Source organism: Paenibacillus sophorae, assembly GCF_018966525.1.
Taxonomy (GTDB): domain Bacteria; phylum Bacillota; class Bacilli; order Paenibacillales; family Paenibacillaceae; genus Paenibacillus_AQ; species Paenibacillus_AQ sophorae.
Genome location: NZ_CP076607.1, coordinates 3915226 through 3927123, shown reverse-complemented (window position 1 = coordinate 3927123; position 11898 = coordinate 3915226). Strand labels below are relative to the sequence as shown.

The following is an 11898-nucleotide window of genomic DNA, read 5'->3' as shown; positions in this document are numbered from 1 at the left end:
GATGATGCAGCCGTTTCTTCTTGCTTATTGACGGAATAACGACTAGAACCGCAACTCTTGATATAGAAGTTGACAGAGATAATGAGAATCAATATCATTTAAGAAAACAAGGTAAAAGTTCGGTGCGCTAATGAAGAATGACATGTTGCACATAAACAGATATAAGGAGTGAAGCTGATGTTGGAGCGTTTGAATGCAACTCAATTAAGTATCGGTTATGCGGAGTCGATTATTGTTAAGGATCTCAATCTGTCGATTCCGACCGGAAAAATCACGGCTCTCGTCGGCGCCAACGGTTCGGGTAAATCCACAATCCTCAAAACGATGGCCAGGCTGATGAAGCCGGCCAGCGGCAGCGTACTGCTTGACGGCAAATCGATCCATTCCCAATCGACCAAGGAGGTCGCCCGCCAGCTGGCCATTCTGCCCCAAAATCCGACCGCTCCGGACGGACTGACCGTTTCTGAGCTGGTAGGCTACGGCCGTTATCCGCATCAGAAGGGCTTCGGAGCGCTCACTACAGAGGACCGGAACATCATTTCCTCGGCCATTGAAGTGACCGGGATGAAAGAATTCAGCGACCGGCCGATTGAACGCTTGTCGGGAGGCCAGCGTCAGCGCGCATGGATCGCTATGGCGCTGGCCCAGCAGACGGACATTTTATTCCTGGATGAGCCGACGACGTTCCTCGATATGGCACACCAGCTTGAGGTGCTCCAGCTCCTGCAGGTGCTGAATGAACAGGAAGGCCGGACGATTATCATGGTCGTTCACGATTTGAATCACGCCTCCCGCTACGCGCAGCATATGGTGGCGATTAAATCGGGCACAGTAATTAGCGAAGGCGCACCGGTTAATGTTATGACGCCGGAGGTGCTGCGCGAAGTGTTCGGCATCGAGGCGGATATTGTCGAAGACCCGCGCACGGGATTGCCTCTGTGCTTTCCTCACAGCCTGGCAGAGCGAACAGCCGTCTGAAAGGCAGACGTGAAGCCTGCCGCTCCGGGAGCACGGGGCTGATCTTGCCGGAGTCCTTCTGTCCTGCTAACTTAATAACCGTCTATAGGGCTCCCGTCATTGACAAGGGAGCCTGTTCGTTGTTAAAGTTGGGGATGCCTGACATAAGCAAAACAGATAAAGGAGCAGACCCATGGATATCGGGAAAATTCAAGAAGAACTGGAGAGGCTTGTTCCGACTGGAATAGTTAAAAGCCATGAATCGCTCAAACCGCATGTGTTCACTCAAATGGGCGGCAGGGCCGACATTCTTGCATCGCCCTCGACTTACGAAGAAATTCAAGCGATCGTTACATATGCTGCCGAAAAAGGCATTGCGCTTACCATATTAGGAAATGGTTCGAACGTGATTATCAGAGACGGAGGCGTACGCGGAATCGTCCTGCACACGTCCAGATTAACCGGTATCAGCTTGGAGGATGATGTGATCATAGCCCAGTGCGGAGCGCAGATTATCGAGACCTCCCGTTTTGCCTTAGAGCACAAGCTGGCAGGTCTGGAATTTGCCTGCGGCATTCCCGGCACGGTCGGAGGCGCACTTTATATGAATGCCGGCGCATACGGCGGGGAAGTAGCGGATGTGCTGCAAAGCGCGCTTGTCGTTGACAAGAACGGGGTGATGGCTGTGCTCGAAGGCGATGAGCTGAAATGGGGTTACCGTAGCAGCGTGTTCTCAAGCGGAGATTATCTCATTTTGGAAGCCCGGTTCGCCTTAAAGCCAGGAAACTACGATGAAATCAAGGCTTCGATGGATAAGCTGACCGAAATGCGGGAATCCAAGCAGCCCCTGGAATTCCCTTCTTGCGGCAGTGTCTTTAAACGTCCCCCGGGACGGTATGCGGGTCAATTGATTCAGGAAAGCGGACTTCAGGGAACAAGAATCGGTGGCGCCGAAGTATCGAAAAAGCATGCGGGGTTCATCGTTAATGCAGATAACGCCACGGCAAGCGATTATATCGGGTTAATTCAGCATGTAAGAGAGACAGTAAAAGATAAATTTGGCATTGAACTCGAAACGGAAGTCAAGATCATCGGGGAAGAGCTTTAAAGGGATGCATTACCCGACGCCAGCGGCGGGCGGGTAGGCGCAGCAGGACATAGTAAACTTATTCACATTTTTATTCTTCAAAAAAGCTGCGGGGAAGCGCTCCCCGCAGCTTTTTGGCTTGTTCTTACTCGAGCGTAAACGTATATTTGGCCCGTTCCGTTTGCGCTTGTACTCTTTTCTCATCCGCAGAAGAGAAGGCAAGGCCGGTGACAGCGATCTCGAAGCTCTGTAGCGGCAGGGGGACGAGGTCTCCGTCCGCGTTCATCGTGCTGCCCGTGCCGTGCAGGATCAGCGCGCTGTCCAGATAATGATCCACGACGTCATCGGCATTCCGGTAATCGACACGATCCAGCTTAAAATAAACCTTGTCGCGGTCCTCCATCTCCTGTTTTTCGATAACAATCGTTCCGCCCGTATGCCCGTTAAGCCAATCGGCCAACATTTGCACATGTTCTTCCATCCTAAGATCCCATCCTTTGCCGCATTGTCAGTCTTAATCAGTAATTTACCCTGCTATGGCAAATTGAATCCATCTAAGATGCTGCTACTCCACTTTTTCGAAAGAGGAAGGCGGAGAGGACAAAGCAGAGCGCAGTTACCAAAGTAACGGCAATGAAGACGCCTGAAGTCTGATAAATCCCGCCAGCGGCAGCGGCTCCAATTGTAGTACCGAGATACATTAAGGCGTTCGTCAGGGCCGAAACCGTTCCGCGTGCAGTGTCCGTCAAAGATTGAAGGATGCTTATCATGATAGGGAACAGAATTCCGGCAATGCCGAAGATGACAAGCAGTTCCGCCTTGATACCCGCAAGATTATGTGTCAGCGCGAGCACCGGGAACATGACACTATTCACTGCAATACCGGACAGCAGCGTTGCAGAGCGGCCAAATCGCATGCTAAGACGGCTGCCGAACAGGCTGCCAAGCATGTTGCCGATACCAAGATACAGCATGACTTGGCCGATTTGAGCCACATTCAGTCCAAACGCGCCGGAGAGCCAGGAGCCAAGAAAGGAGAAAGCTGCAAAATTGCCGATCTGAAAAATAAAATATGCGGCAAAGGCGGTAACCGCAATGCGGGAAGAGAGCAACCCAAAGTATGGCTTCAAGAGAGAAAGACGGTTTCCAGATGGGCTGCGGGGCGGAAGAGATGGCAGCAGGAACAGGAGAAGCAAGGTCAGCAGGAGAGAAAACAAGCCGATGATGATAAAGGGAAGAGACCAATCGCGGGCGGCGAAAAAGCTGCCAAGCGGCAGTCCCAGCATTTGGGCGATGGAGAGACCGGCGGTGGCAATACCCATTCCCTGCAATATTTTATCCTTGGGAAGCAGGATTGGAATGGACGCCCAGATTTGCGGGGATATGACGGCCGCGCTGACACCGGCAAGAAAACGGAACAGAACCATGCTCCAAAAGCCGACAGCAGCGGCGCATAAGCCGGTGGAAATAGAGAATGCGGCCATCCCGAACACCATAACATGCTTACGGTTGAGCCGATCGGATATCGGTCCCGCCACCAGGGCGAATAAGGCATAGCCTAACGCATAAGCACTGACCATCCAGCCCGAGCTTGCCGTAGATACATGGAACTCATGCCTAAGGACGGGCAGAAGGGGACTAATTAGAAAAGTATCCGTGCCTATGGCAAACATGATCAGAAAGAAGAGTGTCAAACTTGATTTTTGCATAAATGCGTCTCCTATTTCATTAGTTAAATAACTATTGAACAATATAGCTATAAAAAACCGGATCACAGGGAATCCAGGAATCCGGGCAAATAGGTGTCGAATGTCTCATAATGAAGCTGTATGTATTTGGTCTGAGCTTCCTTTCGGACAAGAATCAGCCCTGCCTCCCTCAGGGTGCGGAAATGGTAAGAGGCGTTCGATTTGGAAGCTTCGCAGCGTTCCCCTACCTCTCCGCAGTTTAGTTCAGTACGGCTGCCCTTTAGGGTGCGAATGATCTGCAGACGGGTAGGATCGGCCAGAGCCTTGAAAATGCGTACACGTAGTTCGTCAGAAGCGGCAAGTTGTTCAATAGTCATAGAACTATTATATCGTCATGCAGAGCCCTGTCAATACGGGATATTAAATCTCTTGAACGAGGATGACAGCTCCGCTCTTGGCAACGTCCGTTTCCGACTCATTATTTGTTCACTTTTTGCTCAGCCAGTTTTGTTCGTAGACGTATCTTGCAAGCTGCACCCGATTCTCCATGTGAAGCTTTTGCATAATGTTTTTCAAATGATTTTTTACCGTATGCTCGGATATAATCAAGCGCGACGAGATCTCACGATTAGACAATCCTTTGGCGACCAGAGCGAGAATTTCTCGTTCCCGGAAAGTTAATGGGTCCGTACAAGCTGCCGGTTTTTCGATCTGGGAAAATTCGTTGAGAATGAGAAAAGCGAGCTCCCGCGTCATAGGCGCCTCATCCACGGAAATCGCCCTTAAATATTCGTGCCAGGACTCCGGCTTTAAATTCTTTAATAAATAGCCTTGTGCACCCTTTTTTAGGGCTTCGAACAAATGGGTAATATCATCGGAAACCGTGACGATAACGATTTTAACATAGGGAAACTTTGCCTTGATTCTTTTGGTCGCTTCAAGACCATCCATCACAGGCATTTGGATATCCATCAGAATTAAGTCGGGCATCCACATCTCTGTTAATTCGAGGGCTTCCATGCCATTCTTTCCTTCGGCTACAAATTCAAATGCCGGATCGCCGCCAAGGATGGTGCGGATTCCCTCCCGGGCCTGATCGCTGTCATCGACAATAAGCACACGAAAAGAAGGCGCACTCATCTTGTTTCCTCCTTTCGAATGGCAACAATGGTTTCGTTGGCTTTCCTTCCGATCTTAAAATGCCAGTTCATCATTTTAGCGCGATCTTCCATCATTTTCAGGCCGTACCGATTGTCTTGGGCAGGCGCGCTCCCAAATCCTTTTCCATCATCCGACACCAAGCACTCCCATCCATTTATCGTAACTTGCGCTTCTATACGGACGTTGCGCGCTCCTGCATGCTTGCGGATATTTACTAACGCTTCACGAATAGAGGCAAGCAGTTCGATTTTTTCTTTTGCAGAGAGCATATTTTCCGGCAGGCTCCACTTGACCGAAAATGATAGGCCGGTTTCTTTTTTGAAATTATCGATCAGGCTTTTAATCCCATGGGTCCAGGGGATAGAGATGAAGTCAGCGGGATACCTCAAATTGGCGATGGCTTCTCTCACATAAACATTTGTACGATGGATGTTTTCCTTAAAAGTCTGATAAGGAATGCCATCGGCATTCTGTGTTTTTTCGATTTGGTTTACCTGCGCATTCAGAAGGAACAGGGACTGTGCGATGCCGTCATGCAGTTCTCTGGAAATTTTTTCACGCTCCTGAAGAGCAGCTTGCAGGCTCCTTGCCTCGTTCAGTTCTGCCTGATTTTTCTCCATTAATGAAAATAACGGGGTTAGGAACAAAATGGACACTAAAAATACGACAGCAGGCGCCAGCCAATTGCCCAAATCCATCGAAATATAGGGAAGTAGAAATTTGTGCCGAGCATACTCCCATATTCCCATCGTAATGGTTGGAATGGTAAGAATCAACCATTTAATTTGTTTATAGGTCATCTGCAACCCCGCGGCACACACATTCATTGGGAGGAACGGATTGGATGAAAATGAACAGAAAGAATAGTACACCGATTAGAAAGGCTCCTCTTGCCGTATTAGCGATTGCCGCAGCCTTACAGGCGGGTGGAAGCCCAATTTACGCCCATGAAGGCCATGTGCACAGCAAGGATTACAGCAGTCATTGGTCTGAGCCGATTATTACAAGCTCGATTGAACAGAAGCTGCTGAGCGGCTACCAGGACGGCAGCTTTCGACCGGAAGGATCAATAACCCGGGCGGAGCTGGCCGTTCTGCTCACGAATGCATTCCCCGGGGCAGAGAAGAAGCATACAGCAGCCCTCTCCGACGTACGTTCCGGCGCGTGGTATGAATCGGCGGTGACCCAGGCCGTAGCCGAAGGCTACTTAAGCGTGAATGAACATGGAGCCTTCCGGCCGAATCAGCCGGTAACCCGTGCGGAGGCATCCGCTGCCTTTGCATCCGCCCTTCACTGGCAAGAGGCGCCGGCGGACAAGCTGCAGGAATACAAGGATCTTGCATTTCTTCCTGCCGGAGATGCGGGGAAATGGCTGCGGCAGGCGGCGTCTCAAGGATACATCGAAGCATCTTCCGATGGATACCTTCTTCCGCACAAACCATTAACCCGGTCGGAGGCCGTCTTCTTTCTGGCCGATGCGAACGGAACGCTGCCGCAGAACCTGCAGCCGCCAGCTTTCGCAGCGGAGCAGGAGCTTACCGGCACAATTGTGCAGTCGGCCAAGGGCTTTGGCCTCAAAGTAAAGGTGGCTAGCGGTGGGAGCACGGTCTATCCACTGAGCGGAGACGGCGCTTCCCTTGCCGGCACTCCCGCAGTAGCCGGTATTGAAACCGGGACAGCCACAGTAACAGCGGTGGCCGGATTGGTACCCGGAAAGCTGCAGGTGTTGAAGATTGCGCCCGACAAAAGCGGCTTAGCGGTATCCGCTTTAAAAGAGTTGGACGGCATTCTCATCGAAGGACATCACAGCGGCATAAGTGATCCCACAAAGCATTCCAAGGCATGCCTGCTGATGCCTAGCTGCGCCTCGTCCGGATTTGGCATCAGCGTGCTTCAGGCGGATGGCAAATACATATACTACAAATTTGATGCGAGAGGCCATCAATTGGCTGCTGTCTTGATAGACAGCATTGAAAAGGAAACGAATATTGCCATTCATGTTTCAGGCGTAATTGAAGGCGGCACTTTACATGTGGCAGCCCTCGCTCAGGATATATCTGCCGTTGATGCGGCGGTGTTGGGCGATCAAGAGGGAACAGGCAGTATGAAGCATATGGACGAGACAGAAGAGACAGAACACTCCAATCATCATTAAGAATAGAGCTTCTAAGATCCTCGTTCTTCGGAATGTCATAATGTTGCTACAAATTGTAAGGGAAAAGCTATAGCATAATGAAAAATATGTTGTATAGTAAATTTAATTATATAATTCCTATTAAAAAACTTGGTTTAATGTTGACTGGTAATACCAGAGGCAGAACAATCCCTTGAGGGAGTTGTTTCTGCCTCTTTTTTCATCGCCAGAAGGAGCAAGAATAGCCAGATTAAAGTCCGGAGCGGCAAGCAAGTAAGGTTGTCATTCCGCAGGCAGAATAATTCAGCTAACGGGGAAGGAGAAGCTATGTCTCATCACTTGACGGATTCCAATCACGATAACGAGAGGAATCAACAAATTCGGTTCATTAAAAAAGGAACAGGGTGGATAGCGCTGGCTGCGGCGATTATTGCAGCTTTCATACTGCTCCTGCTTCATCCTGAAGCGTACAGCATGTTCCAAGATCTAATCATGATGAAGAACGTGCCTCAGCTATCCATGAATGCAAGCTACGGCATGATTTTGACGGTTGGCATTCTCACATCTTTTCATTGTGCGGGAATGTGTGGGGGGATCGCAATCGCCCAGTCCATACGCACCGGAAACGGGGACGGCAAGCTGGAACGCTTTCGGCGTTACACACCTTCAATCCGCTATAACGGAGGCCGAGTGGTTTCCTATACGATTTTTGGGGGACTCGCTGGAGGGCTTGGTCAGGTGTTCCAATTTTCCGGTGTTTGGCGGGGGGTTATTCCTTTGATCGGCGGACTGTTCATGATCATCATGGGGATCAACCTGCTTGGTTTGTTCAAGGCGCTGCGCAGAATCAATCTGAGCATGCCTTCTTTTGCGTTTAACCTCATTAGAAACGGCGCTTCCCGTCTCGGACCATTTGCGGTAGGCCTGCTGAGCGCGTTGATGCCCTGCGGACCTTTGCAAATCATGCAGCTGTATGCCCTCGGAACGGGCAGCGTCGTTCACGGGGCTCTTTCCATGCTGGTTTTTTCCCTCGGCACGGTGCCGATGCTCTTCCTGTTCGGGGCCGTGCATCCGATGCTGAGCAAGAAGTTCGCCGGGCGAGTATTGAAGGCAAGCGCACTGATCGTCATTGCTCTGGGTCTGGTTATGCTGAATAGAGGGTTTGCCCTATCGGGAGTCTCCCTTCCTTACGGATATGACCGTTTGACCGGCAGTGCGGTGATTGCCCGGTTGGACAAGGATGGCAAGACGCAGGTTGCCCAAGCACAGGCAGGGAAGAACAGCTATCCGCAGATCGTCGTGCAGAAGGGTATTCCAGTCAGCTGGAATCTGCATGTCGATGAAGAGGATTTGAATAACTGCAACAATGCCCTAAGCCTTCCCGGCTTTAAGATTGAGCAGAAGCTTCATGCCGGGGACAATACAATCCGGTTTACACCTAATGAGAAGGGAGAGTTCGTGTACACTTGCTGGATGGGTATGATCAAGAGCAGCATTATTGTTGTGGAGGACATCAGCCGTTACGACAGGAATCGCTCGTCGGCCAATGGGCGGGAGGCAGAACCGGAAGCTTCTCCCGGAAGCTTCCAGATTGCGTCTGGCGGAAGCGGGGCCCTGCATATACCTCCGAGTATTCCGGCTGAAGAAGCGGAGCGCCCGGGAAACAACGGAAAGGCCGCTGCGGCGGCAGGGGCTGACGGCTTGAAGCATGAAGACAGCGCCGCCGTTCCCGGTACAGACGCGCATAAGACGTATCTGGCGAAGCCCTCCGCCGAGTCTGAGAGGAAGTCGACGCCCGGGCCGTCGCCTACGCATGGGCAAACTCAACAAAAAGCCCAGGCATCGAAGAGCGCCGGACATTCCTCTTCCGAGAAGAACGCGAAGTCTGCGGCAGACGCTGCAGCAGTAGCGGTACCATCGGTTGGCAATCGAAAATTGGACGTTAAGGCATCGGCTCCGTCCCCGGCTTCTTCGATGCCAGCTGCAGCGCCTGCCGCTTCGACGGCCCCGTCCTCTGCTCCGAAGGCCGGGTCCACAAGCGGGACGGGGACGGCCGTAAATAGCGGCGAGCAGGAGATCCAAACCGTTGTCACCATTGTAACTAGCAACAGCTATTCTCCTATTAAAGTTAAGAAAGGAACCCCGGTCAAATGGATCATCCGTGTAACAAAAAATCAGTTGAACGATTGCAACAATGAGATCATCGTCCCTGCCTTTCATTTGAGCAAAAAGCTCGTTCCCGGAGACAATATTGTTGAATTCACTCCAGGAGAAACGGGGAAGTTCCCATTTACCTGCTGGATGGAAATGATTGAAAGCAGCATTACAGTAACAGATGGACAGTAAGAGAAGAGCGGGCAGCGGCTTCGCAGTGCATTTGCCCGATTCTTCAGGTGAAGGAACAATAGCAATGCATACCAAGGAAGGAGGGGTCAGGATGGCGGAAGCTACCCTGCGTGTATACGGAATGACCTGTACGCTATGCTCTATGACAATAGAAGCGGCGCTTAGTAAGTTGAAAGGGGTCCGCAGCGTATCGGTCAGTTATGCGACAGAGAAAGTGCTTTTTGAGTATGAAGAAGAGACCGTCGAACTTTCGGAGGCAATCCGTGTCATCGAATCCCTGGGTTTTTCAGCAGGCATTAAAGGAAAAGAACAAGAAAGTGGCCGTGGCAGCGGCAGACAGAGGGAAATGAACAAGCTGAGGATTCGTCTCATTATTTCCGTCCTGTTCAGTCTTCCGCTTTTTTTCGCCATGCTGCTTGGAGGCTTGGGACTATGCCATGATGTGATTTATGGGCAGCAGGAAACGGTGTTCTCGCAAATTCTCGATGCTATTAGACAAAAAACGATATGGCTGCATGACTGGAAATTCCAGCTGGCTCTTGCCGCTCCCGTACAATTCATCATCGGCTGGCCTTATTATAAAAACGCCTTCTATTCCCTTAAAGCGAGAAAAGCTACCATGGATATTCTGGTCGTGCTCGGAACAAGCGCCGCGTTTGGCTATAGCCTTTATACGGTTCTATATAATGAGCCTCTGATTATCCTTGGGATGAAAAATATTTACTTTGAAGCTTCTAGCGTCATCATTACCCTGATTCTTCTTGGGAAATATCTGGAAGCGGTGGCCAAGGGAAGAACCTCCAGCGCCATTCGCGCCTTGATGGAACTGGAGGCCAAGTCGGCCCGGGTCGTCCGGGATGGCGAGGAGCAGGATCTGCTGATTGCCGAAGTGCAGGTGGGGGATATTGTCATCGTTCGCCCGGGCGAGAAAATACCGGTGGACGGCATAGTGACAGAAGGAAGCTCGTATGTGGACGAATCCATGCTGACAGGGGAGAGCACTCCCGTACAAAAAGGCGAGCAGGATACCGTTATCGGTTCTTCCTTCAATCAGCATGGAACTTTCAAATTCCGGGCAACCAAGGTGGGAGGCGAAACCTTCCTCGCCCGAATCGTACAAATGACGGAGGCTGCCCAGAACAGTAAAGCGCCCATTCAGAAAATAGCGGACAAGGTGGCGACCTATTTCGTTCCTTTTGTTCTGTTGGCGTCATTCCTTACGTTTGCGTACTGGTTCTGGGTTGTTTATGGAGGCGTGTTGTTCTTGCTGGACCAGGCTTTGATCAACGCGGTAGCCGTGCTGGTTGTCTCCTGCCCCTGCGCCCTTGGGCTCGCGACACCTACTGCCATTATGGCCGGTATGGGCAGAGGCGCTCAAAACGGAATTCTAGTCAAAAACGGTGAGCAGCTAGAGCGGGCAGGGAAGATTACGACGGTGGTATTTGATAAAACAGGAACGCTGACGTCCGGCAAACCACATTTGACCGATCTTATTGCAGCCGGAGGCGCAGACCGGTCATTAAGTCAAGATCGTATTCTGTTCTTGGCCGCTGCGGCGGAGAAACGATCGGAGCATCCATTGGGTCAGGCCATCTATGAAGCCGGAGCGGCAAGGTTCCAGGAGGGCATACCCGAACCTGCAACCTTTATCGCTGTTCCGGGAAAAGGGGTTTGCGCTTTCGTCGACGGTGCAGAGGTGCTGGTGGGTTCGCCGCTTTTCCTTGCCGGGTATGGTGTGGATCTGGAGCGGTTCGATGGCCAGGCATCAGAGCTGCTTCGTCAAAACGGAAAGACTACCGTGTTTGTAGCCATCGACCGGGTGCTCGAAGCTGTGGCCGGATTAGCAGATGAGCTTAGGGAAGGGGCGCTTGAGGCTGTTGCCGAACTAAAGCAAATGGGACTGGAACTGCATATGCTTACAGGCGATAATCGCCGGACGGCGGAAACGATAGCCGCGCAATTGGGAATTCAGCATGTGGTGGCGGAGGTCCTTCCGGAGAGCAAGGCGCAGGAGATTGAGCGGCTGAAGCAAAAAGGCAAGGTTGTGGCTATGATTGGAGACGGGATCAATGACGCCCCTGCCATGGCAACGGCTGATATCGGCATTGCCATTGGATCGGGCACAGACGTGGCAATCGAGACAGGGGACATTGTGTTGTTAAAAGACAACCTTCTAGCTATACCATCTGCAATCCGACTTTCAGCCAAGACCATGACCATTATCAAGGAGAATCTGTTCTGGGCGTTCATCTATAATCTGCTGGCGATTCCTTTGGCAGCCGCAGGCTACCTGAATCCGGTGGTGGCTGCTGGCGCTATGGCCTTAAGCTCCCTGTCCGTCCTGTTTAACTCTTTGCGTCTGCGACGCTACAAGCTGAGACACCCAAAAGTACTCCAAAGCAAACGCCGTTTGCAAGAAATTCGGTCATAATCAGAAAGAACAGTATCAGACTCATACGGCTCGTTCTTCGGCCTAAAACTAATGCGGCTCATCAACGGCGCTTGCCGCCTTTGGCGAGCCGTTT

At 51.3% G+C, this 11898-nt stretch carries 10 protein-coding genes; 5 read left to right on the top strand and 5 right to left on the bottom strand.

Annotated features, from left to right (window positions below; all coding sequences use genetic code 11):
- Positions 1 to 177 precede the first annotated feature (177 nt).
- Positions 178 to 978, top strand: coding sequence for an ABC transporter ATP-binding protein (locus KP014_RS18535; RefSeq protein ID WP_425517227.1), 801 nt, complete (start codon positions 178 to 180; stop codon positions 976 to 978).
- Between the two features lie 172 nt (positions 979 to 1150).
- Positions 1151 to 2065: a UDP-N-acetylmuramate dehydrogenase gene (gene murB / locus KP014_RS18530; protein ID WP_036594001.1), complete on the top strand. Its 915-nt coding sequence runs from the start codon at positions 1151 to 1153 to the stop codon at positions 2063 to 2065.
- Between the two features lie 124 nt (positions 2066 to 2189).
- Here murB and ymzB read toward each other — a convergent pair whose 3' ends face one another.
- The 5 genes from ymzB to KP014_RS18505 all read right to left on the bottom strand — a co-directional run bounded on the left by ymzB (position 2190) and on the right by KP014_RS18505 (position 5693).
- Entirely contained in the window at positions 2190 to 2525 is a 336-nt protein-coding gene (gene ymzB, locus KP014_RS18525; protein WP_036594003.1) for a protein YmzB, read from the bottom strand.
- A 73-nt stretch (positions 2526 to 2598) separates the two neighbouring features.
- Positions 2599 to 3753, bottom strand: coding sequence for an MFS transporter (locus KP014_RS18520; RefSeq protein WP_090833707.1), 1155 nt, complete (start codon positions 3751 to 3753; stop codon positions 2599 to 2601).
- Positions 3754 to 3815: 62 nt separating this feature from the next.
- Positions 3816 to 4109: an ArsR/SmtB family transcription factor gene (locus tag KP014_RS18515; RefSeq protein WP_036597154.1), complete on the bottom strand. Its 294-nt coding sequence runs from the start codon at positions 4107 to 4109 to the stop codon at positions 3816 to 3818.
- A gap of 109 nt (positions 4110 to 4218) precedes the next feature.
- Entirely contained in the window at positions 4219 to 4872 is a 654-nt protein-coding gene (locus KP014_RS18510; RefSeq protein ID WP_036597156.1) for a response regulator, read from the bottom strand.
- Entirely contained in the window at positions 4869 to 5693 is an 825-nt protein-coding gene (locus tag KP014_RS18505) for a sensor histidine kinase (RefSeq protein ID WP_036597157.1), read from the bottom strand. The genes KP014_RS18510 and KP014_RS18505 overlap by 4 nt, the downstream gene beginning before the upstream one ends.
- Positions 5694 to 5737: 44 nt before the next feature.
- On the opposite strand from KP014_RS18505, the gene KP014_RS18500 reads away from it, so the two are divergent.
- From KP014_RS18500 to KP014_RS18490, 3 genes are all read left to right on the top strand, one after another.
- On the top strand, positions 5738 to 7048 hold the full coding sequence (locus tag KP014_RS18500) for an S-layer homology domain-containing protein (RefSeq protein WP_090833706.1): 1311 nt from the start codon (positions 5738 to 5740) through the stop codon (positions 7046 to 7048).
- Between the two features lie 306 nt (positions 7049 to 7354).
- Positions 7355 to 9373, top strand: coding sequence for a sulfite exporter TauE/SafE family protein (locus KP014_RS18495; RefSeq protein WP_139210530.1), 2019 nt, complete (start codon positions 7355 to 7357; stop codon positions 9371 to 9373).
- Positions 9363 to 11804, top strand: a complete 2442-nt coding sequence (locus KP014_RS18490; RefSeq protein WP_246590545.1) for a heavy metal translocating P-type ATPase — start codon at positions 9363 to 9365, stop codon at positions 11802 to 11804. Before KP014_RS18495 ends, KP014_RS18490 begins: the two co-directional genes overlap by 11 nt.
- Positions 11805 to 11898: the final 94 nt, after the last annotated feature.